The sequence below is a fragment of the Sphingosinicella microcystinivorans genome (genome assembly GCF_027941835.1).
Taxonomy (GTDB): domain Bacteria; phylum Pseudomonadota; class Alphaproteobacteria; order Sphingomonadales; family Sphingomonadaceae; genus Sphingosinicella.
Genome location: NZ_CP116005.1, coordinates 58,084 through 85,077, shown reverse-complemented (window position 1 = coordinate 85,077; position 26,994 = coordinate 58,084). Strand labels below are relative to the sequence as shown.

Annotated in this window: 20 protein-coding genes; 15 read left to right on the top strand and 5 right to left on the bottom strand. The window is 67.7% G+C overall.

Going from position 1 to position 26,994, the window contains the following annotated elements; genetic code table 11:
* Positions 1-5: 5 nt before the first annotated feature.
* The 6 genes from PE061_RS00375 (at position 6) to PE061_RS00350 (ending at position 10,279) form a co-directional block, all read left to right on the top strand.
* On the top strand, positions 6-2,405 hold the full coding sequence (locus tag PE061_RS00375; protein WP_271257274.1) for a TonB-dependent receptor: 2,400 nt from the start codon (positions 6-8) through the stop codon (positions 2,403-2,405).
* A gap of 82 nt (positions 2,406-2,487) precedes the next feature.
* Positions 2,488-4,017: an acetyl-CoA acetyltransferase gene (locus PE061_RS00370; RefSeq protein ID WP_271257273.1), complete on the top strand. Its 1,530-nt coding sequence runs from the start codon at positions 2,488-2,490 to the stop codon at positions 4,015-4,017.
* A complete protein-coding gene (locus PE061_RS00365) occupies positions 4,017-6,167 on the top strand; it encodes an acyl-CoA dehydrogenase family protein (RefSeq protein WP_271257272.1) in 2,151 nt (716 codons plus the stop codon). Before PE061_RS00370 ends, PE061_RS00365 begins: the two co-directional genes overlap by 1 nt.
* Before the next feature lie 36 nt (positions 6,168-6,203).
* The gene (locus PE061_RS00360; protein WP_271257271.1) at positions 6,204-7,325 is read left to right on the top strand and encodes an NAD(P)H-dependent flavin oxidoreductase; all 1,122 of its coding nucleotides are present in this window, start codon (positions 6,204-6,206) and stop codon (positions 7,323-7,325) included.
* Positions 7,326-7,370: 45 nt separating this feature from the next.
* Entirely contained in the window at positions 7,371-9,485 is a 2,115-nt protein-coding gene (locus PE061_RS00355; protein WP_271257270.1) for an acetate--CoA ligase family protein, read from the top strand.
* A 2-nt stretch (positions 9,486-9,487) separates the two neighbouring features.
* Complete coding sequence (locus tag PE061_RS00350; RefSeq protein WP_271257269.1) at positions 9,488-10,279, top strand: enoyl-CoA hydratase-related protein; 792 nt, start codon at positions 9,488-9,490, stop codon at positions 10,277-10,279.
* Positions 10,280-10,329: 50 nt separating this feature from the next.
* Here the strand turns inward: PE061_RS00350 and PE061_RS00345 are convergent, their stop codons facing one another.
* Both PE061_RS00345 and PE061_RS00340 read right to left on the bottom strand, forming a co-directional pair.
* Positions 10,330-11,967, bottom strand: a complete 1,638-nt coding sequence (locus PE061_RS00345) for a flavin-containing monooxygenase (protein WP_271257268.1) — start codon at positions 11,965-11,967, stop codon at positions 10,330-10,332.
* A gap of 144 nt (positions 11,968-12,111) precedes the next feature.
* Positions 12,112-12,978: an SDR family oxidoreductase gene (locus PE061_RS00340; RefSeq protein ID WP_271257267.1), complete on the bottom strand. Its 867-nt coding sequence runs from the start codon at positions 12,976-12,978 to the stop codon at positions 12,112-12,114.
* Between the two features lie 284 nt (positions 12,979-13,262).
* Between PE061_RS00340 and PE061_RS00335 the strand changes: the two genes are divergently transcribed.
* The 7 genes from PE061_RS00335 (at position 13,263) to PE061_RS00305 (ending at position 21,530) form a co-directional block, all read left to right on the top strand.
* Positions 13,263-13,982, top strand: coding sequence for a TetR/AcrR family transcriptional regulator (locus PE061_RS00335; RefSeq protein ID WP_271257266.1), 720 nt, complete (start codon positions 13,263-13,265; stop codon positions 13,980-13,982).
* A 126-nt stretch (positions 13,983-14,108) separates the two neighbouring features.
* A complete protein-coding gene (locus tag PE061_RS00330; protein WP_271257265.1) occupies positions 14,109-15,458 on the top strand; it encodes an MFS transporter in 1,350 nt (449 codons plus the stop codon).
* Between the two features lie 85 nt (positions 15,459-15,543).
* Positions 15,544-16,650, top strand: coding sequence for an NADH:flavin oxidoreductase (locus PE061_RS00325; protein WP_271257264.1), 1,107 nt, complete (start codon positions 15,544-15,546; stop codon positions 16,648-16,650).
* Positions 16,647-17,414, top strand: a complete 768-nt coding sequence (locus PE061_RS00320; RefSeq protein WP_271257263.1) for an enoyl-CoA hydratase/isomerase family protein — start codon at positions 16,647-16,649, stop codon at positions 17,412-17,414. Before PE061_RS00325 ends, PE061_RS00320 begins: the two co-directional genes overlap by 4 nt.
* Positions 17,411-18,958, top strand: coding sequence for an acyl-CoA carboxylase subunit beta (locus tag PE061_RS00315; protein ID WP_271257262.1), 1,548 nt, complete (start codon positions 17,411-17,413; stop codon positions 18,956-18,958). Before PE061_RS00320 ends, PE061_RS00315 begins: the two co-directional genes overlap by 4 nt.
* Positions 18,955-19,761 carry a hypothetical protein gene (locus PE061_RS00310; protein WP_271257261.1) on the top strand — a complete coding sequence of 269 codons (807 nt, stop codon included), beginning with the start codon at positions 18,955-18,957 and terminating at the stop codon, positions 19,759-19,761. Before PE061_RS00315 ends, PE061_RS00310 begins: the two co-directional genes overlap by 4 nt.
* Positions 19,761-21,530, top strand: coding sequence for an acetyl/propionyl/methylcrotonyl-CoA carboxylase subunit alpha (locus tag PE061_RS00305; RefSeq protein WP_271257260.1), 1,770 nt, complete (start codon positions 19,761-19,763; stop codon positions 21,528-21,530). The genes PE061_RS00310 and PE061_RS00305 overlap by 1 nt, the downstream gene beginning before the upstream one ends.
* Here PE061_RS00305 and PE061_RS00300 read toward each other — a convergent pair.
* The 3 genes from PE061_RS00300 to PE061_RS00290 are packed head-to-tail and all read right to left on the bottom strand — an operon-like array spanning position 21,527 to position 24,469.
* Positions 21,527-22,684 carry an epoxide hydrolase family protein gene (locus PE061_RS00300; RefSeq protein WP_271257259.1) on the bottom strand — a complete coding sequence of 386 codons (1,158 nt, stop codon included), beginning with the start codon at positions 22,682-22,684 and terminating at the stop codon, positions 21,527-21,529. The genes PE061_RS00305 and PE061_RS00300 overlap by 4 nt on opposite strands.
* A complete protein-coding gene (locus tag PE061_RS00295; RefSeq protein WP_271257258.1) occupies positions 22,677-23,456 on the bottom strand; it encodes an SDR family NAD(P)-dependent oxidoreductase in 780 nt (259 codons plus the stop codon). The genes PE061_RS00300 and PE061_RS00295 overlap by 8 nt, the downstream gene beginning before the upstream one ends.
* Complete coding sequence (locus tag PE061_RS00290) at positions 23,456-24,469, bottom strand: zinc-binding dehydrogenase (protein ID WP_271257257.1); 1,014 nt, start codon at positions 24,467-24,469, stop codon at positions 23,456-23,458. The genes PE061_RS00295 and PE061_RS00290 overlap by 1 nt, the downstream gene beginning before the upstream one ends.
* A 168-nt stretch (positions 24,470-24,637) precedes the next feature.
* Between PE061_RS00290 and PE061_RS00285 the strand changes: the two genes are divergently transcribed.
* Together PE061_RS00285 and PE061_RS00280 are read left to right on the top strand one after the other, a co-directional pair.
* Positions 24,638-26,293, top strand: coding sequence for a class I adenylate-forming enzyme family protein (locus PE061_RS00285; protein WP_271257256.1), 1,656 nt, complete (start codon positions 24,638-24,640; stop codon positions 26,291-26,293).
* A complete protein-coding gene (locus tag PE061_RS00280) occupies positions 26,290-26,982 on the top strand; it encodes an SDR family NAD(P)-dependent oxidoreductase (protein ID WP_271257255.1) in 693 nt (230 codons plus the stop codon). Before PE061_RS00285 ends, PE061_RS00280 begins: the two co-directional genes overlap by 4 nt.
* The last annotated feature ends 12 nt before the right edge of the window (positions 26,983-26,994 follow it).

The window sequence follows — 26,994 nt, the reverse complement described above, 5'->3', positions numbered from 1 at the left end:
GATTGATGTGCACGTCGGCGGCCGCCGCGCTCGTCCTCGGAACATTGCCCGCCGCCGCACAGGCGACGGGCGAGACGACGGAGCAGGTCGCGCAGGATGCCGGCGAAATCATCGTCTCGGCCCGCCAGCGCAAGGAGACGCTGATTGAGGCGCCGGTCGCGGTCAGCGCGATCGACAGCGAGACGCTGAGCCGGTTCGGAGCGACGGACACGCGCGACCTCGTGAAGCTGGCGCCATCGCTCACCATCGACCGCTCGTCGAGCGGCGGCGGCGGCGTCATCGCGCTGCGCGGCATCGGCACATCGCCCAGCAACGCGGGCTTCGATCAGGCCGTTTCCATCAACGTGGACGGAATCCAGACCGGCCGTTCCCGTATCATGGAACTCGGTATGCTCGACCTGGCGCAGGTGGAGGTGATGAAGGGGCCGCAGGCGCTGTTCTTCGGCAAGAACAGCCCCGCCGGCGTGATCAGCATCACGTCCGCGGCGCCCACGCGCACGTTCGAGGGCTACGCGCGGGTCGGCTATGAATTCGTGGCCGACGAAGCGCTCGTCGAAGGTGCGGTGTCGGGGCCGCTTTCGGACGCGTTCTCCGCCCGCGTGGCGGTTCGCTACCGCTACATGGACGGCTGGCTGCGCAACAACGCGGGCCAGCTGACGAGCTCGCCGTTCGCCGGGCCGACCAATCTGCCGCAGGCGCCGAAGACGTCGCGCCCCGGCGATGAGGAATTCCTCGGCCGCGTGAGCCTCGCCTACGAGCCGGAAGGAAGCAATTTCAGCGCCACGCTGAAGGTCGCGGGCATGATCCGCAACGACGACGGTCCGTCCGCAGGTCAGCAGCTCGTGAACTGCGGCGGCTATACCACGCCGGTCGTCGTCTATGCCGGCATCCCCACCGTCGCCGTCGATCCTTACGGCGATTGCAAGCTGGACCGGAATTATTCGAACGGCGCCCTGCCGAACGGCTATGCGGACAACTGGCCGGTCGCCCGGCAGAACCCCTACAGCAAGACGCGGATGCTGCTGTCCAGCCTGACCGCCAACTACGACTTCGAGAATCTCACGCTGACGTCAGTGACCGGGTATTTCGCCAACAACACGAAATACTTCGATAACTACGACGCGACCGTGTACATGGCCTATGACGCGGCCGAGCAGGAAAAATTCAAGTCCTTCAGCCAGGAATTCCGGCTTCTGTCGTCGTTCGATTCGCCGGTCAACTTCATGATCGGAGCCTATTATCAGCACACCGACCACGATTTCTTCAACGCCAGCCTGATCGCGCCGCTGCCCGTGGACGCGGCGACCGGCAAGTATCACACGTGGGAAAAGCCGGGCAACACGAAGGGCAACACCTATTCGGTGTTCGGTCAGCTGATCTGGGAGATCGTCCCCCAGCTCGAACTGGCCGGCGGCGTTCGCTACACGCATGAGACCAAGGATTCGGACATCGTGAACACCTACGTTCACCCGCCGCTGTCCGGCACCGTCCTTGCGCCGGAAGGCAAGGTCTTCACGGACAAGTTCAAGGACAACAACTACTCGCCCGAAGCCACGCTCTCATGGCGGCCGACGTCGGACCTGACGACGTACATCGCCTACAAGACCGGCTACAAGTCCGGCGGGTTCGGCATCAGCACGAACCTCATTCCCGCCGCGATCACCTCGGATTCCATCCGGTTCAAGTCGGAGAAGATCAGGGGCTTCGAGGGCGGCGTGAAGGCGAGGCTGCTGGACCGCGCGCTGACGGTGACGAGCTCGATCTTCTCCTACAAATATTCCAACCTGCAGGTGAACTCGTTCAACCCGGCGACGACGAGCTTCATCATCACCAATGCCGCGGAGGCGCGTGTCAAGGGCGTCGAGGTCGAGTTCAGCGCGCGCGCCAACGCGTGGCTGACCTTCAACGGCGGCATCGCCTACAACCACGCCCGCTTCCTCGACTACCTCTCGCAGTGCTGGGGCGGACAGACGGCCGCGACGGGCTGCAATGTCGACAACGGAAACGGCACGTTCTCGCAGCAGCGCGCCGGTCAGCCGCTCGCCCGCGCACCCGATTGGACGGCGACCGCCGGCTTCAATCTGGATGTTCCGGCAGGCGACGACTTCGTGATCGGGCTTTCCGGAAACACGCGGTACAGCGATAATTATTTCGCGGTGGAAAACGGAAACCCGGCGGGCGTTCAGGACAGCTTCTGGCTGTTCGATGCGAGCGTGCGCCTGAAGACCTCCGACGACAAGTGGGAGGTGGCGCTGATCGGACGCAACCTCACCAACGAGTACTACACGTCCTACATGGCCGAGAAGCCGGGCGCCCCGGCGCCCGCCGCGGGCGACACGGTCCAGATCATGGGCCTGCCGAACCGCGGCCGCCAGATCATGGTGCAGGGCACCGTGAAGTTCTGAGGTCGTGGGAGAGGGAGAGCGTCACGGCTCTCCCTCTCCCCAGGCGTTGCACAACTGTCGGAAGCGTTCAGAAGAGTATCTGATGAGTAGAAATGGAGCTTACGCGGTTCCCGTCATTGTCGGCGTCGGCCAGATCAATGATGCACGGGAGGATTCCGCATCGGGCTTCGATACGCTGGAGCTGATGGCGCTCGCGCTCGAACGCGCGGATCATGACGCCGGCGGCGGCCTGCTCGCCCGGGCCGATTTTCTCGGCATCGAGAATCAGGTGAGCAGCGAGATCACGGCATGGCCCGCCGAGGCGCCGATCACGCCCCATCTCCTGCGGCGCATCGGTGTCGCCCCCCGGTCGACCCTGCTGACGCGGGAGCCGAGCGGCGACGGGCCGGTGTTCCTGCTCAACCATGCGGCGAACCTGATCGCTACCGGCGAGGCGGAGGTCGCGGCCATCGTCGGCGCCGAAGCCTTGCGGACGGCGGCCTACCGGAATGCCGCGCGCAAGGACGATGGCGCCGGAAAATCGAATGTCATGCGCGACCTTCTCGACCGGTCGGTGCGGCCGTTCCTGAAGAAATACGGCCTCATGACGCCCGCGGACGTCTATCCCCTGTATGAAACCGGCACGCGCGCCGCATGGGGGCAGAGCTTCGCGGACGCGCAGCGCGAAACCGGGATCCTGTGGTCGCACTATTCGCGCGCCGCGGCCGCGAACGAGGGCGCCTGGATACGCGAAGCGCTCGAACCGGACGCGATAACGACGGCATCGCCCCGCAACCGCGTCGTCACCTATCCGTATACGAAGCTGATGGTGGCGAACAGCGCCGTCAACCAGGGGGCCGCGGTCATCCTGACCAGCCTCGGCAAGGCGCGCGAACTCGGCATCGCCGAAGACCGGATCGTCTTCGTGGGCGCGGGCGCCGCCGCGCACGAGGACGAGGATTTCCTCGCGCGGGACAGCTATGCCGGATCGGCGGCCATGACCGTTTCGATCCGGAGGGCGATGGAGCTCAACGGCCTTGCCGCGGGCGACCTCGATTTCGTCGAGCTCTACAACTGCTTCCCGTGCGTTGCGAAGATGGCGCGGCGTGTCCTCGGCTGGCCGCTCGACAGGTCGCCGAGCGTCTACGGCGGGCTCAGCTTCGGCGGCGGGCCGATCGGCAACTGCATGATGCACGCCGCCGTCGTCATGACGCAGAAGCTGCGGGCGGGCGGACGCAGCGGCCTCATTTTCGCGAACGGAGGCTTCGCCACGCACAATCATTCGATCGTGCTGACCCGCCGGATGCAGGACGGCCTGTTCCCGCAGGACTTCGACTGTCAGTCCGAAGCGGACCGCCTGCGCGGCGCGATCCCGCCGCTCGACGAGGCTTATGCGGGGCCGGGCCGGATCGAGGCCTATACGGTCCCCTACGGCCGCGACGGCCTGCCGGGGCATGGAACCGTCGTCGGGCTCTCGCCGCAGGGTGTGCGCTTCGTCTGCCGCGTTCCGCGGAGCGACGAGGAGACGCTTCGTTTCCTCGTCTCGGGCGAAACGGAACCGGTCGGCACGACGGGCACGGCGGTTCCGGGAGAGGACGGCTACGTCTTCTGGCGGCGGGGCGGCGCGTTCTGATGTCGACCGGGCGCAGCCATGACGAGATCCTGCGGACGGCCGTCCGCAAGATGCTCGCGGAGTTTTCTGCACCGGTATCGCCGCCCGAACGCCGGTGGCGGGGCGCCGTCGATCAGGGCCTGACGATGCTTTGCGCCGGGGACGATGCCGGTCTCCAGGACCTGCTGCCGGTGATGAACGAGCTGGGGCGGGCGGCGTCGCCGCTGCCGGTTCTGGAGGCGGCGATCGCCAACATCTTCGCGCCGGGCCGTGTGGGTCCGGACGAACGGATCGCGATCGGCATCGGCCGGGACGGCGAGGCCCGGTACGACGGCGGCAGGCTGAGCGGAACGGTGCGCCTCGTCGAAGGGGCGGCGGACGCAGATCGGCTCATGATCCTGTGCGGGGGGCGGGACCTGTGCATCCTGCCCGCCGGGGCGCCCGGCGTCGAGATCGCCGCCACGCCCGCATTGCTGCCCGGCCTCGCGGACGTTCACGCGCACGGCGTTCCCTGCGAGGCCGTCCCCCTGTCCGCTGCCGATGCGCGCAGGCTGGTCGCGATCCTGCGCCTCGGATTCGGCGCGCGTGCGCTCGGCGCGGCGCAGCGCGGGTTCGAGATGGTCGTCGACTATGCGAGGGTGAGGCGCCAGTTCGGCCAGACGATCGGCAGTTTCCAGGCGCTCCAGCACAAGCTGGCGAACAGCCATATCGCGCTCGAAGGGTGCAGGCTTCAGATGTCCGCCGCCGCGCAGGCCCATGATTGCGGCTCGGCCGACTGGTGGGCGCTCGCGACGTCCGCGGCGGCCTTCGCCGGCCTGTCACTGCGGCAGGTGGCGCTCGAAACCCAGCACTGTTTCGGCGCCGTGGGATTTGCGGAAGAGCATGAGGCGCCCGCGCTGTTCCGCCGCGTTCACGGCGACGTCGCGCGCTGCGGCGGCGCGCTCGATGCCCGGCTTGATCTCGGCCGCCATGTCCTGAACGGCGGCGCAGAGGCCATCGACGCGCTCTTCGCACGGGAGGACGATCCGGCGGCGGAGTTCCGCGCACGGCTGCGGGCGTGGCTCGATGCGAACTGGTCGGCGGCGGAAAGCGCCGCGCATCGCGGCAAGCCCCTCAGCGAACGCAACTGGAATCTGGTATTTGCGGAGCGGCTGGGACGGGACGGCTGGGCGGCGCTGAACTGGCCGAAAGCGGCCGGGGGGCTGGATGCCACGCCGTTCGAGCAACTGGCGTTCAGCGAGGAACTGCTGAAGGCGGGCGTGTCCGACTATCCGCTGATCTGCGGCTGCCGGATCATGGCGCCGGAAATCATCGCGCACGGCACGCCGGAATTGCAGGCCGCGCTGCTGCCCGGACTGCGGGCCGGAACGGTCACGGGCTGCCTCGGTTACAGCGAGCCGGAAGCGGGATCGGACCTCGCGAGCCTTCGCACGAAGGCGGTGCGCGACGGCGACGACTACGTGATCAACGGCCAGAAGATCTGGACCACGGACGGGCACCGCGCCTCGCACATGATCCTCGCGGCGCGCACGCATCCCGACCCGGATGTGAGGCACGGCGGCATCAGCCTGTTCATTCTGCCGATGGACAGCCCCGGTATCACTGTCCGACCGATGATGGCGATGTACGGCCAGACGTTCTGCAACATCTTCTTCGACGACGTCCGCCTGCCGCCAAGCTGGCGGCTGGGCGAGGAGAACGGCGGCTGGAAGATTCTCTCTCGCGCGCTCGCCAACGAAAGGATCGCGATGGGCGGCTTCGTGTTCCAGCTGCGCGTGCTGCTGGAAGCGCTGGTCGATCATTTCCGGGAGGCCGGGGATCGGGGTGAATCCCCCATTGTCGCCGAAGCGATCGGCAGGCTGACCGCCGAACTGGTGACGGGCGGCCAGCTCGCGCTGAATTCGATCGCGCTGATGAACGACGGCGGCGTGCCGCTCGTGGAAGCCGCGATGGCGAAGGTCTACGCGAGCGAGCTCGCGCAGAGGCTCACAGAGACTGCGCTCGACCTCGTCGGCGGCGAGGCGCTGCTCGGCGCCGGTGCGCCGGGCGTTCCGGCGGAGGGAGCGATCGAACAGATCCTGCGCACGTCGATCATGTACGTCGTGGGCGGCGGCAGCAACGAGATACAGCGGTCGATGATCGCGCAGCGCGGCCTCGGTCTGGGGCGATAGGAATGTCCGGCGGATGCCGGAAGGGAGCGAGAGACGATGGAACCTGTAAAAAGTCTTGTGGGTGCGGAATTCCCGCTGTTCGCCTTCAGTCACTGCCGCGATGTCGTCGCCGCCGTCAGCCGGGCGGGAGGGTTCGGCGTGCTCGGCGGCAGCAGCTTCACGCCGGAATTGCTCGAAGAGGAGCTGCGCTGGATCGACGACCACGTGGACGGCAAGCCCTACGGCGTCGACATATTGATACCGGAGCACCAGGCGCTGGGGGCGGACGTCGACATGGACAGCCTGCTCCAGCAGATTCCGCAGAAGCATGTCGACTTCGCCGTCGATCTTCTGAAGAAGCACGATATTCCTGCGAAGCCGGAAGACGTGGTCGCCAGTATCCCGCCGACGACCCTGCCCGAAGTCGGCGAGGCGCTGATGGATGTCGCGTTCCGCCATCCTATTCGCCTGATCGTCAATGCGCTCGGCATCGCGCCGCCCTCGATGATCGAGCGCGCGCGCCGCCACGGCGTTCCCGTCGGCGCGCTGGTGGGCGCCAAGGAACATGCCGTCCGGCAGGTGAACGCGGGCGTCGATCTCCTCGTGGCGCAGGGTGGTGAGGCGGGCGGCCATTGCGGGGAGGTGTCCACGATGGTGCTCGTCCCGGAAGTCATCCGCGCCATCGCCCCGATCCGCAAGGTGCCCGTGCTCGCCGCGGGCGGCATCATGACCGGCGCGCAGATGGCGGGCTGCATGGCGATGGGCGCGGCGGGCGCATGGACCGGCTCTGTCTGGCTCGCGACGAGCGAGGCGGAGACCAGCGAGACCTTCAAGGAGAAGATGGTGGCGGCGGGATCGCGCGACACCATCCGATCCAAGACGCGCACCGGCAAGCCGAGCCGCCAGCTGCGCTCCGAATGGCACGACGCATGGGACGGGCCGCAGAGCCCCGGCGCGCTACCCATGCCCATGATGGCGATGATCAGCATTCCGACCTTCGCACGGATCGACCGCGCTGCCGACACCGGCAACGAACAGGCGAAGCGGCTGGTGAGCTACTGGGTGGGGCAGGGTGTCGGGCTCGTCGAGTCCGTGCGCTCCGCGACGGCGGTGGTGCAGGAATTCAAGCAGGATTTCGCCGACGCCGTCGAAAGCCTGATGACCACGATCGAAAGCTGAAAACATCACGCGGGCGGGAATGCCGCCCGCTGCCGGGAGAGATTTATGGCTGATGCAACCGCGCGGCCCGCGCACCGTCTTTCCACCCTGTTCGAGCCGCGCAGCGTTGCCCTCGTCGGCGCGACGGAACGCTCGATGTGGAGCGCCTTCATCATCCGGAACTTCAAGGACTTCGGCTTTGCCGGCAAGGTCTATGCCGTCAACCGGAACGGGTCCGACGTTCTGGGCGTGAAGGGCTATGCGTCGTGCCGGGAGATCGGCGAGCCGGTCGACGTCGCCTTCCTCTTCGTGCCGCAATCCGCGGTGCTCGGCGCGATGGAGGACGCCGCCGCGGCCGGTATCCGCAACATGGCGATCCTGACCTCCGGCTATGCGGAAACAGGCGAGGAAGGAGCGGCCTTGCAGCAGGCGCTCCTCGAAAAGGCGCGCGAACTCGGCGTGACGTTCTGGGGGCCGAATTCGCTCGGCTTCAACAACGTGAGCGCAAGCGCGCCCGTGTCGTCGATCCCGGCGGCCTTTCCGATCCTCGAGCCGCGCATCGCGATCGTATCGCAGAGCGGAGCGACGGCGAGCGAGCTCAACGAGTTCGCGAACAGCCAGAACATCGGCACGAGTTTCGTCGCCGCGACGGGCAACGAAGCGCAGCTCAGCCTCGCCGATGTCGTCGATTATCTCGTCGATCACGAGCCGACGCGCGCCATCGCGATCTTTTCGGAATCGATCCGCGATCCCGCCACGTTCGCGCGCGCCGCGCTGCGTGCGCGGGAGCGGCAGAAGCCGATCGTCATCCTGAAGATCGGCCGCAGCGAACTCGCGACGCAGGTCGCGAAGGCGCACACGGGTTCGCTCGCCGGGGACGACCGCGTTTTCGATGCCGTGTGCGAGCGCCTCGGGATCATCCGCGTCTATTCGACGGAGGACCTGATCATCACGGCGGGAATGCTCGCGGAAACCGGGCCGCTGCCGAAGCCCGGCCTCGGCTTCATCTCGATTTCCGGCGGCGCCTGCACGCTCGTCGCGGACGGGGCGGACTCCGTGGGCCTTCTGGTGCCGCCGCCGCCGCCGGAAACGGCCGCGGCCCTGAAATCGCTGATGGCGGACTTCGCCTCCGCGATGAATCCGCTCGACGTGACCGGCGCCGTCATGGGCGATCCGACGATGCTGGAACGCATCATCCCGGTCGCCGCCGGAGCGCCCGAGATCGGGCTGATCGGGATCAACATCGCCGTCCCGACATCGGAAGACAGCGCGGGGCTTCCGCCTGCGCTCACCGCGATAGGGCGCGCCGTGAAGGGGCTCGACAAGCCTGCGATCATGGTCACGACGACGACGAAATCGCTGACGGACGTGACCCGCGCAGCCATCAGGGAGCACGCGCTTCCGCATGTCGTCTGCGGTATCGACGCCATGCTGCGCGCGGCGTCGCGCGCGGCATGGTGGTCGCAGACGCTGAAAACGCCCGCGCAAGGCCTCGATCCCGAACGGGGGATTGTCGATGCCCCGCCGCCGCTGTCTTCGGAACGCGCGGTTCTCGATTATCTCGCCGGGAAGGGCGTTCCCGTGATTCCGGCGGTCGTGGCGACCTCCCGCGCCGAGGCGGAAGCCGCCGGCATCGAGGGACCGCTGGTGCTCAAGATCCTGTCGCCCGACATCGCCCACAAGACGGAGGCGGGCGGCGTTCGCCTCAATGTCGCCGAGGCCGACGCCGGGGCCGCATACGATGCGATCCTCGACGCCGTGAAGGCCGCCCGCCCGGACGCGCGCATCGAGGGCGTGATCATCTCCCCGATGCGGCAGGGCGGCGTGGAGCTGCTCGTCGGCGTGACCCGCGATCCGACGTGGGGCGCGATGATCACGGTCGGGTTCGGCGGCGTGCTGGTGGAATTGCTGGCCGACGTTGCGATTTCGCCGCTGCCGGTCACGCGCGGCAACGTGACCGGCATGTTGAACCGTCTGCGCGGCGCGAAGCTGCTGAAGGGTTTCCGGGGCGCGCCCGCGGCCGATCTCGACCGCGTTGCCGACGCGGTCGTCCGCATCGGCGATGCGGCGCTCGCATTGGGGCCGAAGCTCGAATCGCTGGAGGTCAATCCGCTCATCGTGCGCGGCGATGATGTCGAGGCCCTCGACGGTCTGGTGATCTGGAAAGGCGAAGAGGAATGAGCGTGGCTGATCCCGTGGAAACGCCCGAGGCGGAGGTCCTGTTCGAGCGCGTGGGCGATCACGTCGCGCTGGTGACGCTCAATCGCCCGAACGTGCACAATGCCGTCAACGTGGCCGTCGCCGAGGCGCTGGAAGCCTGTGTCTTGCAGATCGAGGCCGACAGGAGCATCCGCGCGGCCGTGCTCGCATCGCGGGGCCGCTCGTTCTGCGCGGGCGCTGATCTGCGCGAAGTCGCCGCCGGGCGCGCGCTTCAGCTCGCGCGGCCGGAAACCGGGTTCGCCGGTTTCGTCTACGCCCGCAGGACCAAGCCGTGGATCGCCGCGGTTCAGGGGCCGGCGTATGGCGGCGGGACGGAAATCGCGCTCGCCTGCGACATGATCGTCGCGGGGGAGAAGGCCGGCTTCGGCCTTCCCGAAGTGAAGCGCGGCCTCATCGCCGGTGCGGGCGGCGCGTACCGCGTGACCAATGTGCTGCCGCGCCCCGTCGCCATCGAAATGGTCGTGACCGGAGAGCCGATCGCCGCCCGGCGCGCGTATGAATTGGGTCTCGTCAATCACCTCGTGGACGAGGGCGAGGAAGTGAGCACGGCGCTCCGCCTCGCCGAGACCATCGCCCGCAACGCGCCGCTATCCGTTCGCGAAAGCCTTCGGCTGACGCGCGCCGCCGCCGATCGCGGCGAGGCGGAAAACCGCAAGCTTCAGGACGAGGTGGTGGCGAACGTGCTTGCTTCGCCCGATCTTGCCGAGGGCGCGAAAGCCTTCATCGAACGCCGCGCGCCGGTCTGGACGAGCTGAACCGCCGCCACCTCCCGCCGGGCCTGCGAACCGGCGGGAGGCACGCGGGATTATGAGAAGCGGAAGCCGGGGTATCCCTGCTCGCGCTCCTCGATGCAGCGCTGCTTGTAGGTGCCGTATCCGCCCACATAGGCGAGGATGACGCGCGGCTTGCCGGGGACGTTGGAGCCGACATACCAGCTGTCCGCCGTTTCCCAGAGATTGCCCTTGACGAGATCGTTGACGTGCTGCGTCCACGTGTCCTGCGCTTCGGAGGTGGTTTCGCAGCGCGCGTAGCCGTTCCTTTCCGCGTACCCGATCAGGTCCGCGATCCAGTTGACCTGCATCTCGTTGGTCATCACGACATTGGTGAGAACGGACGGGCTGCCGGGTCCGCCGATCATGTACATGTTGGGGAAGCCCTGTACGCTGATCCCGAGATAGGTGTGCGGGCCGTCTCCCCAGACCTCCGCGAGCGACCGGCCGTCCTCGCCGCGGACGTCGATGACGGTGAGCGCGCCGGTGAGCGCATCGAACCCGGACGCGGAAATCAGGATGTCGAGCGGAATCTCACGCGCGCCGACAACGGCGCCGGTTTCGGTGAACCGCGCGATGGGCTCGGCCTTCACGTCGACGACCTCGACGTTCTCACGGTTGAAGGTCTCGTAGAAATCGGTGCCGACCGTGCAACGCTTCGTGCCGTAGGCGAACCCCCGCGGCGTCAGCGTTTCCGCGACGTCAGGGTTCTTCACGATCGTCTTGATCTTGCCGCGCAGGAAGTCCGCCGCCTCGTCGTTGACCGCCTTGTCGATCATGGCGTCGCAAAACGCCCAGCCGACGACGCCGCCGCCGCATTCCCAGCGGCGCTCGTAGATGTCCCGGCGCTCCTCCGGCGTGAATTCCGACGCCTTGCGGAACATGACGTCATTGACGGCCTCGTCGAGCATCAGGTCGCCGCCGCCCCAGCGCTGGCAGTTCTGAAGACGCTCGCGGGTCAGGTCCCGGTTCTGTTCCCACCAGTCGTAGTCGTTTTGCGTCAGGGGCCGGTTGCGCGCCGGCGCATAGAAATTGGGGGTGCGGAGGAAAACCGTCAGATGCCCGCACTGTTCGGCGACGATCGGGATCACCTGCGTGCCCGACGATCCGGTTCCGATGATTCCCACGCGCTTGCCCGCGAAATCCGGATAGGTCTCGGGCCAGCGGGCGGTGTGGATCACCTGGCCCCGGAACGTGTCGAGACCCGGTATGTCGGGCATGATCGGCGTCGAGATCGGGCCGGGCGACGACAGGAAGTGCCGCGCGCGATAGCGGTCGCCGTTCCCGGTCTCGAACGTCCAGAGGCCGCTCGCCTTGTCGAACGCCGCCTTCGTCAGTCTGGAATTGAAGCGGATGTCCTTGCGAAGGTCGAGCCGGTCGGCGACCCATTGCAGGTAGCGGCAGATCTCGTCGCGTCCCGCATAGCGCTCGGTCCATTTCCATTCCGCGTCGAGGATCGGCGAGAACGTATAGCAATAGGCCAGGCTCTCGACGTCGCACCGCGCGCCGGGGTAGCGGTTCCAGTACCACGCGCCGCCGGTGTCCGGCGCCGCCTCGATCGCGAGGACCTTGAACCCGTCCTCGCGGAGCCGGTGCAGGGCGTGAAGGCCGCCGAAGCCGGCGCCGAGTATCAATACGTCGAGAACCTCCCCGTCCGCAGGCGTTTCGCTCATCCTTCCCTCCTGGCTGTTTCTTCTGTCTGTTTTTCGCGATTGAATCGCATATCGTTATATCAAGTTATACACATTATGCAAATCAATGGAGCGCCTGATGTTCTCCATGATTCCAGGGCCTTGCGGCCGGTGCGCGTCGCGGCGTCAACTGTTCTCGCTGAGCCGGAACGGCACCATGCCGCCGTCGATCCGGAGATCCGTTCCGGTGATGAACGAGGCCGCGTCGGAGGCGAGGAAGGCGGCCGCCTGTGAAATGTCCATCGGCGTGCCCCACCGCTGTATCGGGGTCTCCTTGAGGAGATCGCCGGCCGCCTCACCGTGATCCACCTCGAATCGTCCCATCGGCGTCCAGATGAGGCCGGGCGACAGGGATACGATGCGGGCGCCCTTGCGGGCCCATGCCGGTGCGCGGGCCGCCGCCGCCCGGATCATCGCCCGTTTCGAGACGCCGTAGGCCGGGCCGCTCAGCCCCGAATAGGCGAAGGATTTCCCGTCCGTCATCATCGCCGCCAGCCGCTGGAGATGCGATTCCATGCGTCGAAGACCGTCCGCCGAAGGCGCGGCGAGGATGGCATCCACCTCGGGGTCCGCTGGTGCGAGGTGGCCGGCGATGGAGGCGATGAGCACGCAGACGGTCCCCGGAACGAGCCGCGCTTCCAGCGCATCGAGCAGCAGCGCGGTGCCGAGGGCGTTCGTGCGCAGGATCGTATGCCAGTCCGCCATGCCCGATGAGATGCCGGCGGCATGGATGACGACGCCGAGCGGCCCGTGCGCGTCGATCGCGTCGCCGATCGCGGCGACGGTTTTCGCGTCCGCGATGTCCCCCGCGACCGCGGCGCGGATGCTGTAGCCTTCGTCCCTCAGCCGCGCGCCCGTGTCTGCCAGCCGGTCGGCAGAGACATCGGCGAGGATCAGGTCGTGGGACTTGCCGAATTCGCGGGCGCAGGCGATCCCCATGCCGCCGCATCCGCCGGTGATCACGGAGACGCGCCTTTGCAGCGTCGGTTGCATGGTATCCTCCCGCCGTCGGCCGAAATCTTCCGCCATCCGCACGGGTGCGCATCGCTGACGGTGCTCGGCAAGTGTTGTTATAACAAGTTATAACGTTTGCGGACGGCGTGACAAGCGTTCGGGCGTGTCCGCGAAACGGTGGAGGTGTATCAAGCGGCGTTTGCGCGCGGCATGACTTGAGTTCCGGCGGCGGTTCTTTCTATAGCCTGTTGCCGGGCCGGGACGTTCCGGAGCGCGTCTCAGGAGATCGCTTTTCCGATGCCGGGTTTTGGAGCAGGATCCTTATGAAGTACAGGAAGAAGACCACGCCGGAGACGAAGGCTCCAGAGGACCCGCCGCGGCAGAAGCGGCCCTACAACAGCCGCTCGATGGTCGAACGGCGGCAGAGAATCCTCAAGGCGACCTTGCAGCTCATCGAAGAGGACGGCGTGAACGGCGTCACGATCCGGCAGATCAGCAAGAAATCCGACGTCGCCCTCAGGACATTGTACCTCTACTTCGGCAGCCGGGAAGTCATCATCGGAGTCGCGATAAAGGACTTCTTCTACAAGAACATAGAGGAATCCGGCGCCGATCCCGAGCCGAAGACGATTGCCAGCCTGCTCGACCGATTCGACAGGCTGACCGACATCATCATCGGGAGCAAATCCTATTCGTCGGCGCTCGCGCCGATATTCTTCTCGGCGAACATCGACCCGGGAATCTACGACATCCTGAGAGAGATCGCGATCTCGCATGTGAAGAGTTTCGTGTGCGAGCTGGCGTCCTCGAAGGCCAATGCGCTGAGCGAGGGCGAAAAGGACCTTCTGATCGCGCAGATGGCGAACATCGAGTTCGCCGTGATCAATGACGCGCTCAGCGGCCGCATTCCGCTCGCCGACCTCAGCGCCTGCCTGAAGCTCGCGGTCCTGTCGCTCGTCGCGGGCTTCATCCCCAAGCCCCCGGCGGACCTCAAGGCGGCGATCCAGGATCTGCGGCAGAGCCTGAACCGGTCGGAGGCGTAGGCCCGCGGCATCGCAAGGCAGGACGCGCAGCACGAGAATCATACGCAAATATTCTACCTTCCAGCAGTTTGATAACTGTGTTACGGCTGAACGCCTTGGTCGGGCAGGATGACGTTGGGGCCGGTGTTGCAAGCCGTAGCTAAAAAACTGAACGGAAAGGAAGAATCGGCGTCCGGCGTCTATCCGTGGGTTGTCGTTTGCTTTCTGACGGCGATCTACACGGTCGCCTTCATTGATCGGCAGATTCTCAACCTGCTGGTCGATCCGATCAAGCGCAGCCTCGTGCTTTCGGACACCGAGGTCAGCCTGCTTCAGGGGCTGGCGTTCACGTCGGCCTACGTGCTGTTCAGCCCGGTCTTCGGACGTCTGGCCGACCGGGCGAACCGGCGGAACATTCTCGTTGCCGGGGCGATCGTCTGGAGTCTCGGCACGATTTCGTGCGGGCTTTCGGACGACTACTGGGCGCTGTTCGCGTCGCGGGTCGTCGTCGGTGCGGCGGAGGCCTGTGTGTCGCCCGCGGCGTGGTCGATGCTCTCCGACTATTTCAATCGCGAGCGCCTGCCGCGCGCGATGAGCATCTTCCTGATCGGGCCGTACCTCGGGGCCGGGCTCGCGCTCGTGTTCGGCGGTCTGCTGATCGGCGCCGCCGACAGCGTCATCGCGGCGCACGACATTCTGTCGGGCCTCGAACCCTGGCAATTCGTGTTCATCGCCATCGGCTTTCCGGGCGTGCTGCTCGGCGTGGCCACGCTGGCGGTGCGCGAGCCGCCGCGGCGCAGCCTCGGGAACGACGCCGCGCCCGCGGAAACCTACACGCTTCGCGAAACGCTGGCGTTCTTCTGGGCCGGCCGTGCCTTCTTCGGGCGTTTCTATGCGGCGATGACGGGAATCATCATCGTGCTCTATGCCTTGCCGGCGTGGATGCCTGCGTTCCTGATGCGGCGCCACGGCGCGGAGTCCGCGTCGATGGGGCTCGAATACGGCGCGCTCGTGCTGGTGATGGGCACGCTCGGCGTGCTCAGCGGACCCGTCATCGGGCGGTGGATCGAACGGCGCGGGCACGAGGGCGGCACGGTGATCGTCGCCGCCGTGGCGGCCGTGGCGCTGGTGCCCGCGAGCGTCGCGCTTTCGCTTGCGCCGACCTACGGCACCGCGCTCGCGGCGGCGGCCGTCGCGACCTTCTTTTTCAGCCTACCGCAGGCGATGGCGGCATCCGCGTTGCAGCTCGCCTCGCCGAACGGAATGCGCGGGCTCGCCTCCGCCATGTATGTTTTCCTCGTCGCGGTGGTCGGGCTCGGCATCGCGCCGACGATCGTGGCGCTGTTCACCGATGTCGTCTTCCGCGATCCGGCGAAGGTGGGCGTCTCGCTGTCCATCGTTTGCGGAACCAGCGCCGCGATCGGTGCATGGCTGGCATTTCGCGCGCTGCCCCATTACCGCGCCACGCTCCGGCTGCCTGCGGATGCTCGACGATGACGCGCGATTTCGGCAGGATTCGACCGGGCCGCGATACGGCCGCCCGGCTTTCGGATTGGGACATGGACAGGAAGAGGCTGGCAAGATGAGCGGGCTCGAGCCGCTGTTCACGCCGTTTTCGGGCGGCAACCTCGACGTTCCGAACCGGATCGTCATGGCGCCGATGACGCGCTGGTTTTCGCCGGGCGAGGTGCCGGGTCCGAACGTCGCGGCATACTATCGGCGGCGTGCGGAGCATGGCGTCGGCCTCATCGTCACCGAGGGCACGACGATCGACCACCCGGTCTCCTCGCACTCCGAGCGAATCCCGGCCTTCCACGGCGCGGCGCTCGACGGGTGGCGGCGGGTCGTGGACGAGGTGCACGCGGCGGGCGGCCGGATCGTGCCGCAAATCTGGCACGTCGGCGCGATGCGGCACCCGAAACAGGATCTCCCCAACCGGCACCTCGCGGCGATGAGCCCATCGGGACTGCACAAGCCCGGCGCCGCTGCGCTCGGCCGGGAAATGAGTGCGCAGGACATCGCGGATGTCGTCGATGCGTTCGCCAAGGCCGCGTATGATGCGCGGCGTCTCGGATTCGACGGCGTCGAGATCCACGGGGCGCACGGATATATTCTCGACCAGTTCCTTTGGGAGCCGCTCAATCGCCGGGACGACGCCTACGGCGGAGACGCTGCCCAGCGGACGCGTTTCGCCGCGGAGGTGGTTTCGGCGGTGCGCCGCGCGGTCGGGGCGGACTTTCCGCTCATCCTGCGCATATCGCAGTGGAAGCAGCAGGATTATACCGCCCGGCTTGCGGCCGACCCGGAGGCTCTCGGCGCGATCCTTGCGCCGCTGACCGCGGCGGGCGTCGACATCTACCATTGCTCCCAGCGCCGGTACTGGGAAACCGAATTCGAAGGGTCTCCGCTCAACTTCGCCGGGTGGGTCAAACGCCTGACGGGGCGGCCGACGATCACCGTCGGCAGCGTCGGTCTCAGCGCCCCGCTCTCCGTCACCGACATCGGCGACGAGGCCGGTGCGGACGATGAGTTGCAGCCGCTGGCGGACGCCGTTGCAAGAGGCGACTATGATCTGGTCGCCGTGGGCCGCGCGCTCATCGCGGACCCGGCGTGGGCGGAGAAGGTTCGGGAAGGGCGGTTCGGTGAACTGCACCGTTTCGAGCGGCGTGCGTTGGAGGAATTGATATGAGCCGGTCGCCAAACTGGCAGCGCGGCATGGTGCGCGTGGATCTTGAGGATACGGTTGCGTTCGTCACGTTCGACCGCCCGGAAAAGCTGAACGCGATGGACCGCGCGTTCTGGCCCGACCTTCGCGCGGCGCTGGCGTGGGCGGAGGAGATGACGGCGCACTGCATCGTGTTCCGCGGGGCGGGAACGCGCGCCTTTTCCGTCGGCGGCGACGTGAAGAGTTTCGCGGCGCTGTCGACCGAAGACGAGCGCCGCGCGTTCCAGATCGACGCCATGCAGACGTTCGATGCCATCGCGCAATGCGCGCTGCCGACGATCGCGGCCGTGCGCGGCCTTGCCCTCGGCGGCGGGTGCGAAGTGGCGATGGCGTGCGACATGGTGATCGCTGCGGACGATGCGGTCTTTGCGATGCCCGAGGCGCGTTTCGGACTTGTTCCGGGTTACGGCGTGCTGCGGGCGCCGTCCGTCGTCGGCGCGCAAATGGCGAAACTCATGGTGTTCGCCGGAGAGAGACTGGATGCGGAAAGCGCGCTGCGCCACGGCCTCGTTCAGCGCCTTTCGACGGCGGACGGGCTGATGGATGATGCGCGCGCCCTCGCGCGGACGATCGCGGCGGTGCCGCCCGCTGCCATTGCGGCGGGAAAGGCGCTGATCAATGCGGCGATTGATCCGGACCGTGTTGCGCTGTCGGTCGAAACGGTGACGGCACTCCATTCCACGCCGGAATCGCGCGCCGCCGTGTCCAGCTTCGGAGAAAAGGCATGAGCGAAGACCGGACGATGGCTGCCCTGATCGCCGATCTTCGGGCGCGGCAGGCGCGTGCGCGCGAGATGGGCGGCGCGGATGCGCTCGCCCGCCATCGCGCATCGGGCCGTCTTCCCGTCCGCGAACGCGTGGACCTGCTGATCGACGAGGGGAGCTGGTTCGAGATCGGCGCGCTGGCGCTGCCGGAACTGCGCACGGCGAAGCACGTGCCGGGCGATGCCGTCGTCACCGGGTTCGCGCGGCTCGACGGCCGTCATGTCGGCGTGATCGGGATCGACAGCTCAATCGTCGCGGGGACGACGGCGCCGACCAGTATGCGCAAGCAGGGCAGGCTGATCGAGATCGCGCAGCGCAACGGCTTTCCGATCGTGCTGCTCTGCGACGCGGACGGCGGCCGCATTCCCGATGTCATGGGCTGGCGCTTTTCGCATCTGCCGCTCGATTTCAAGACGTTCCTCGCGCCGACGGACGGCGGGCCGCTCGTCCCGCGCGCGGCGGCCGTTCTGGGGCCGTCCTACGGCGATTCCGCGCTCCATGCGTCGACCGCGCATTTCGTCGTGATGCTGCGCTCGGCTTCGCTCGCGCTCGTCGGGCCCTCGGTCATCGAGCCGGCGACCGGCGAGAAGCTGACGGACGAGGAACTCGGCGGCCCGGCGAAGGCGCTCGCGGTCGGCAACGCCCATGCCGTTGCGGACAGCGAGGCGGAGGCGATGGACGCGATTGCGGCGTTCCTGTCGTTCCTGCCTTCGAACAGCAGCCTGCCTGCGCCCGCCGCGCCCGCGCGCGATCCGGCGGTCGATCCGGCGCGCCTCGCCGACATCGTCCCGCTCGGCGCGAAGGACGGTTACGACATGTACCGGGTGATCGAGGCGATCGCCGATGCCGGAAGCATCTTCCCGTGGGCGGACGAATGGGGCGGGTCCGTCATCACCTGCCTCGCGCGGATCGAAGGGCAGCCGGTCGGCCTCATTGCGAGCCAGCCCATCGTGCGGGCCGGGGCGCTCGATGCGGATGCGCTGAACAAGGAGCGCGAGTTCGTCGACCTTTGCGATACGTTCAATTTGCCGATCATCTTCCTGCACGATGTGCCGGGCCTGATGGTCGGCACCAGCGCGGAGCGGACGGGCATCCTCAAGGCTTACGAAAAGCTCGCGCTCCGCATTTCGACCGCGAACGTGCCCAAGATCGGCGTGATCATCCGCAAGGCCTACGGCGGCGGCCATTTCGCCCTCGGCGGCCGGCCGACGCATCCCGATTTCCTGTTCGCGTGGCCGTCCGCCGAAATGGGGTTCATGGCGCCCGACACCGGCGTCAGGACCGTGTACCGGCGGAAGATCGACGCCGTGCGCGCGGAAGCGGGGGATGAGGCCGCGGCCGCGCTCGCCGCGGAGCTCAGGCGCGAATGGGAAACCGAATCGGAGCCGTGGGAGGCCGCCGCGCACATCGCGCTCGACGACGTGATCGAGCCGGGAGAAACCCGCGCCAAGCTGGTGTCGGCCATCGACTATGCCTGGGGCGTCAGGGCGGAAAGGGTCCGTCCATGACGCTGTCGCTCGCCGACGCGCCGGCCTTTCTCCGGCTGATGAAGCACTACGTGCTCGACTACACGAACCGCAACGACCAGTCGCAGACGCCCGCCATCATGGAGGCGGGCTATCTGCTGCGGATGGGCGACCATTTCGTGCGCGGGCGCGACACGGAGTATCATGCCGCCACCGCCAAGCAGATGGAGCAGTTCCCGAATCTCTGCCTGACGGTTCACGAGATCGCGACGTCCGGGGAGCGTCTCGTCATGCGCTTCTCGGAGCACGGCCGGTCCCGCCTGCACGGCGATCGCGGCTGCGCGTGGGGCGGCATCGGGCTATATGCGTGGAACGGTTCCAGGCTCGTCAGCAATCACGTCGAGCAGGATTATCTGGCGCGCAAGCGGCAGCTCAGAACGGGCGTTCCCGATCTCGTCGATCATCCGGCGCTGTCGCCGTGGAACACGGTCGCGGAGGCGCCCGATGCCGGGGCGGAAGCCGTGGTGAAGGCGTGGCTCGATACGGGCGCTCTCGCCGATACGCCCGGCGTGCTGCTCGACGACCAGTGGACCGGCATTCCCGCGTCGCCGCTCGTCGCGCAGAGCCATGTCGAGATCAACGACTTCTTCTCCTGCGGCAAGGCCGTGGCCTTCCATCTCACCCAGCACGGCGGCCTGATCCCGGACGCGGACGTGGCGGGCGAGGCGGGGATGCCGGTGCGCCTCCACATGGCGGGCCTCGTTCATGTCGGGGACGGGCGGGTGAAGCGCGGACGCATCATCCGCAACCGCCTCGAACTCGCCCGGTCGCTGGGCCGCGCCTGATGTTCTCCTCGATCCTGATCGCGAACCGCGGCGAGATCGCCGTGCGCATCATCGCCGCCGCGAAGACGCTCGGCATACGAACCGTCGCGGTGTACAGCGAGGCGGATGCGGGCGCGCTTCACGTCCGCATGGCGGACGATGCCGTGTGCATCGGGCCGGCGAACGCGCGGCAGAGCTATCTGAAGATCGAGGCGGTGGTCGCGGCCGCGCTCGAAAGCGGTGCCGAGGCCGTTCATCCCGGCTACGGCTTCCTCAGCGAGAACGCGGACTTCGCCCGCGCGGTGACGGCCGCCGGCCTCGCGTTCATCGGTCCCGACGCCGACGCCATCGCCACGATGAGCGACAAGGTCGCGGCCCGCAAGGCGGCGATCGCGGCCGGTGTCCCGGTGCTGCCGGGATCGGACGGCGCCGTTTCCGGCCTCGACGAGGCGCAGGCGATCGCGCGCGGGATCGGCTTTCCGGTCGCCGTGAAAGCCTCGTTCGGCGGCGGCGGACGCGGCATCCGCGTGGCCGCGGGCGCGGACGAACTGGAGGCGGCCATGATGGCCGCCGGGCGGGAGGCCGGGGCAGCGTTCGGGCGGTCGGAAATTTTTCTGGAGGCCTTCCTGCCGCGCCCGCGCCATGTCGAGGTTCAGGTGCTCGGCGACCTTCACGGCAACGTGATCCATCTCGGCGACCGGGATTGCACCGTCCAGCGGCGTCACCAGAAGATGATCGAGGAAGCGCCCGCGCCGGACCTGCCGGACGAGATGCGCGCGGCGATGCAGGCGGCGGCGGTCGCGCTTTGCCGCTCGGTGAACTATGCGGGCGCCGGGACCGTCGAGTTCCTCGTCGACAGGCAGGCGGAGCGCTTTGCCTTCCTCGAAATGAACACCCGCCTTCAGGTCGAGCACGGCGTCACCGAGCTTGTCACCGGCATCGACCTCGTCGAGGCGCAGATCCGCGTCGCGGCGGGAGAGCTGCTCGGCATCCGGCAGGACGAGGCCCGCATCTCCGGCCACGCCATACAGGCGCGGATTTCGGCGGAGGACTGCGCGGACGATTTCCGGCCTGCGCCGGGCCGCATCACCGACCTTTCCGTGCCGCTTGCACCGTGGACGCGCGCCGATTTCGGCGTCGAGCGCGGCGACAGCGTGCAGCCGCACTACGATTCGATGATCGGCAAGCTGCTGGCGTGGGGGCCTGACAGGGAAAGCGCGCGGATACGGCTGCACCGGGCGCTCAGCAGCCTGCGCGTTGCCGGTGTGCCGACGACGGCGGCCTATGCCGCGGCCGTGCTCGAGGAACCGGATTTCAGGTCGGTGCGCCACTTTACCGGGTCGGTGGAGCAGGACTGGGCGATCGCGCTTCCCCCGGTCGCTGAGAGCGCAGCCTATGCCGAGGAGGATGATATCGTGACGTCCCGCCTTACGGAACGGCAGGTGAGGCTTACGGGCGCCGCGAACCGGACGGTGTCCGTGTTCGGGCTTGCCCATTCGCCGCCACCCCGCGTCTCGCCCAGCCCGCGCGCCGCGCGTGCTGCCGCATCGGTCGGCGGAGCCTCCGCGAAGGAGGGTGTGGTCCTGTCTCCGATGGACGGCATGGTGTTGCAGGCGCCGGTCCGCGCCGGCGATGCGGTGGAGCGAGGCGCGACGGTGCTGGTCCTCGAGGCGATGAAGATGGAGGTCGTGATCGCCGCGCCGCACGGCGGTGTCGTGCGCGTGGTCAATTGCACGCCGAACGAGGCCGTGTCGAAGGGCCAGATGCTGATCGAGATCGACGCCGCCTAGCGGAGCGTTCGCGCGAAGGCGCGGTACTCGTCGATCAATTGCCGCGGCGTTTCGGACGGCAGGAAATGTCCGCCTTCGGGAAGCGTGGTCCAGCGGACCAGATTGGTTTTCCGTTCGGCGACCCGGCGCGGCAGCAGGAACAGCTCGCGCGGCGCGACGGCAAAGGCGGTGGGCACGTCGATCACGCGTTCCCTGTCATGCAGCGGCGTCCAGCGCTCGGGGCCGTGCGAGGCATAAAGCCGCATCGAGGTCCCGATCGTGCGCGTGAACCAGTAGAGCGACGCCGTCGTGCACAGGAAATCGCGCCTGAAGACGCGTTCGACATCGCCGCCGCAGTCGCTCCAGTTGCGTCGACGCTCCCAGATCCACGCGGCGAGGCCGGCGGGCGAATCCGTGAAGGCGTAGGCGAGCGTCTGGGCGCTGCGCCGGTGCGCGAGGATATGACCGTCGGACACCGCCTGCGCTTCCCGGTTGCGGTCGCGCATCCAGCTTTCCGAAGCGTCGAAGTCCGAAGGCTGCACCGTGCCCCGATCGACGCCGGGCAGGATCGGAAGCGTCAGGTGCACGCCTGCGACCCGCGCCGCGTGCGCGTGCCCCAGCTCCGCCGACACCAGCGAACCCCAGTCGCCGCCCGCCGCCATGAAGCGGTTGTGACCGAGCCTTTCCATCAGGCGCACCCAAAGCGCCGCGATTTCGCGCACGCCGACATCGGCCGTGCGGAGCGGCGCGGAAAAACCGAAGCCGGGAAGGGACGGGACGATCACGTCGAAGGCGTCGGCGGGGTCGCCGCCGTGCGCGGCGGGGTCGCTCAGCGGCCCGATCAGGTCGCGCCAGTCCCAGAACGTCCACGGCCAGCCGTGCGTCAGGATGACGGGCAGGGGCCGCGGGCCGTTTCCTTCGGCGCGAACGTAGTGGATGGGGATGCCGTCCAGTTCGATGCGGTGGTGCGAGAGGCGGTTGATCGCCGCCTCCTCGGCGCGCCAGTCGTAGCCATCGGCCCAATAGGCCAGCATGTCCGCGAGCCAGCCTCGCTCGACGCCGAAACGCCAGTCGGCGTTGGCGAAATCGTCAGCGAGCCGGACCCCGCGCAAACGCGCTTTCAGGTCGAGTACGTCAGCTTCCGGAATCTCGACCCGAAACCGCGCCTCAGCCATTCGTCGAACGCCCGAGCGCGGCGCCGCTCAGTTGCATGGTGGTGAGGCCCATGCCGCAATCGACGTCGAGATCGACCCCGGTGATCGCGGCCGCGCCGGGGCCGAGCAGGAACAGGATGGTCGCGGCGACCTGTTCGGGATCGGCGATGCGCCGCAGCGGCAAGGTGGAGGCCCGCGCCGCGCGCACGGCCGCGTCCGCATAGGCGGGCGCCATCGGCGTTGCCGTCGGTCCGGGCGATACGCAATTGGCGCGGATTCCATGCGGCCCCCATTCCAGCGCGAGCTGCCGCACCAGCATGGAAAGCGCCGCCTTGCTCGGCGAATAGCCGCCGAGATCGGGCACGGGATGACGGGCCGCGGTCGACGACACGGCGACGAGGCTGCCCCGGCTTGCCTTGAGGTGGGGAAAGGCGGCCTGCGCCAGAAGCAGCGTGGGGCGCACGTTCACCGCGAAAGCGCCTTCGAAATCCGCAAGCGGCAGGTCGGTGAGCGGCGCGCCGTTCGCGATAGAGCCCGCCGCGCTGACGATGGCGTCGATTCCCCCGAATCGCTCTACCGCAGCCGCGACGATCGCCGCGGGAAACGCCGGATCGCTGATGTCGCCGCCGATGCCGTGGGCATCGGTGCCGCGTGCCCTCAGCGCGGCGAGGTACGCCTCGCGGCGTTCGGCGTTCCGGTCGACGAGCAGGAGCCGCGCGTGCGGCTGCCCGGCGAGCGTTTCTGCCGTCGCCCGGCCGATGCCGCTGCCCGCGCCGGTAACGATGGTGCGCATCAGCCGCCCGCCGGCATCTCGACGACGACCTTCCCGAAATGATGGCCGTTTTCGAGATACAGCAGCGCGTCCCGCGCTTCGGCGAACGGGAAGGTCCTGTCGATCACCGGCGCCAGCCGGTGCGCCGAAACGAAGTCCAGCATCGCGCCGAAATCGGCCGGGCTGCCCATTGCGGTTCCGATAACGGACGCGTGGCGCAGGAACAGGTCGGGCGCGGCGGCCGTGAAGTTCGGGCCGCCCGTCGATCCGTAGAGCACGACGCGCGCGCCCATCGCCAGCGTGCGCGCATAGCCTGAAAATGCTGAGGCCGGGGCGCCGTCGAAAACGACGTCGATCGCGCCGGCGGCCTTGCGCAGGGCCTTGCCCCAGCTTTCGTCGCGGTAGTTGAACGCGCCGTCCGCACCGTGCGCGCGGGCCGCTTCGAGCGTGGCTTCCGAACCGCTGGTCACGAAAACCCGCGCGCCCAGCGCCTTGGCGAAGAACAGCGCGAAGGTCGCCACGCCGCCGCCGATCCCGGTGACGAGCACGGTGTCGCCCGTTTTCACGTTCGCCTTCACGGTCAGGCCCCGGAACGCGGTCAGCGCCGCGACGGGAAGCGCCGCGGCCTGTGTGTGGGAGAGGTGTGCGGGCTTGGCGAAGACGTTTTCCACGGGCACGCAGATCGTCTCGGCGATGGTTCCCGGCCCCGGCATACCGAGCAGGCCGAACCGGTCGCTTGGGAACGCTTCGTTCTCGCCCCAGTGCTGCGCCGGATAGAGGACGGTTTCCCGGCCGACGAGGGCGGGGTCCACGCCCTCGCCGACAGCAGTGACGATGCCGGACCCGTCGGCGCCGAGGATCGTCGGCAGCGTCATCCCCGGGTAAAGGCCGCGGGAAATCCACAGCTCGCGGTGGTTGAGCGAGGCCGCCCGCAGCGCGACGGCGGCTTCGCCCGCGCGCGGCGCGGGCGTCTCGACATCCTGAAGCGCCGCCGAGGCGGGACCGTCCGCCGAAGAGAGCAAGAGGGCTTTCACTGAAGAGTCTCCCGTCGCTGAAGTGCGCGAATCCGCGCCATTTTCAGGGGCAGCCTATCGCAAGCCCGGAAATCAATCAAACAAATGTTTGATCAATAAACGTATTGAAACGTGCTGCGTTATCGGCAAATATGCCGTAAAGAAAAGCTGAGGGAGGAACGCCAGGGCATGAGTGCCGCCGATGCGCCGCCGGTTCCGGGAATCAAGACGATCGCTGCGCTTCTGAGGGAGAAGGCGGCGGAAATTCCGCACGACATCTACGGCATTTTTCCCGATCGCGAGATTTCGTTCGGCGAGCTCGATGCCGGGGCGCGGCGCATCGCGAAGGGTCTGATCGCGCTCGGCGTGCGCCCCGGCGATCACGTCGCCACGCTGATGCCGAACCACCCCCATTGGCCGTTCGCCTATTTCGGCGCCCTCTATGCGGGCGCCACGGTCGTCGCGCTCAATGCGCGCTACAAGCGGCACGAGCTGGATTACACGATCAACCACAGCCGTTCGCGCGTGTTGATGACCACGGACGCGATCGAGGATTACGTCGATTTCGCGGGCCTGCTCACAAATCTCTATCCCGACATTGCAACGCAGGACGATGTCGCCGCCGCCCGGTTGACGGGTGCGCCGGAATTGCGGTCTCTCGTGCTGTTCGGGGAAGCGCGTGCGGACGGTTTCCTGTCCCTGCAAGGCCTCGTCGATGCCGGTGCGGCGGTCTCCGACGCGGAGGTCGATGCGGCGATGGACGCGGTCGGACCGGAAGACCCTGCGGCGATCATCTATACGTCGGGGACGACGGCCAACCCGAAGGGCTGCGTGCTGACGCACGGCAGCCTGCAAAGAAGCTGGTACACGTTCGCCGAGATCGTCGACCTGAAGCGCGGCCAGCGGGTCTGGATGCCGATGCCGTTCTTCCACACGGGCGGGATCGGCCCGATGACCGCCTATCTTTCGCGCGGCGCGGCGTTCGTCACCCAGCCGCATTTCAACCCCGACGGCGTCATCGCGCTGATGGAAAAATACCGGATTGATCATCTCTACCCCGGCTTCCCGCAGATGTCGCTCACCGTCCTTCAGCATCCGCGCTATTCGAAGGCGCGCTTCTCGCACGTCCGTTCGCTTCTCAACGTGGGGCCGCCCGCGATGCAGCGCCAGATCGAGGCCCTGCTGCCGGACGGCGCGGTCGTGCTCAACCTGTTCGGCATGACCGAAGGATCGGGCATCGTGACGTTCACGCCGATGGATGCCCCGCTCGATGTGCGCGCGACGACCAGCGGCAAGGCGCCTGCCCATACCGAGGTCAGGATCGTCGATCCGGAGAGCGGAGCAGTCTGCGGCCCCGATCAGCCGGGCGAAATCCAGTTCCGCGGCGGCGGTGCGCTCAAGGAATACTACCGCGACCCCGAGGCGACCGCCGCGACGATCCTGCCGGGAGGCTGGGTGCGGACCGGGGATCGCGGCAAGATGGACGGCGCGGGCTATCTCTATTTCCTCGGCCGCCTGAAGGACATGCTGAAGGTCGGCGGCGAGAACGTTGCAGCGGCCGAGATCGAGTTCTTCCTCAATCAGCACCCGGACGTGAAGATGGTGCAGGTGATCGGCGGCGCCGACGCGCGTCTCGGCGAGGTGCCCGTCGCTTTCGTCGAGCGCGTGCCGGGCGGGACGGTGACGGCCGAGGAATTGATCGGAATGTGTCAGGGCCAGATCGCGAAATGGAAGATTCCGCGCGACGTGGTGTTCGTCACCGAATGGCCGATGTCGACCACCAAGGTGCAGAAGTTCAGGCTCAGGGACATGCTTCCCGAACGCTTCCGGGGCGCGGCGGCATGAGCGTCGCGATCGTGACCGGTTCTGCCGGGGGGCTGGGGGCCGCCATCGTGCGGCGGCTCCATGCCGACGGCCGGGCGGTCGCGAGCGTCGATCTCGCCGAGGCAGGGCCGCCCGAGGCGATTCGGCACTACCGGGCGGACCTTACCGATCTCGGCGGCCTCGATGCACTCGTCGACCGCATCGAGGCCGATGCCGGGCCTGTGGCGTTGCTGGTGAACAACGCCGCCTATTGGCGTCCGACGCCGTTCCTCGAGCTCACGGCGGATCAGATCCGGCGCACGCTGACGGTGAACGTCGCGGCGACGTTGCTGCTTTGCCAGTCGGTCGCCCGCCGCATGATCGCGCGCGGCGAAGGCGGAAACATCGTGAACATTGCCTCGATCGCGGGACGGCGCGGGTCGAGCCAGGTCGACTACGGCGCGTCCAAGGCGGGCGTGATCAACCTCACCATGACGCTCGCGCGCGAGCTTGCCGCGCACGGCATACGGGTGAACGCCGTCGCCCCCGCGCTCGTCGATGCAGGCATGGGCGAGCGGCTGCCGCCGCATGTGAAAGAGGCGTTTCTGGCGCAAACGCCGCTGAAACGCGGCGCGCGGCCGGAGGAAGTCGCAAATGTCGTCGCTTTCCTCGCCGGCGAAGAGGCGTCCTACGTCACCGGCGAGACCATTGATGTCCACGGCGGGCTTTGAAAACATGGGAGG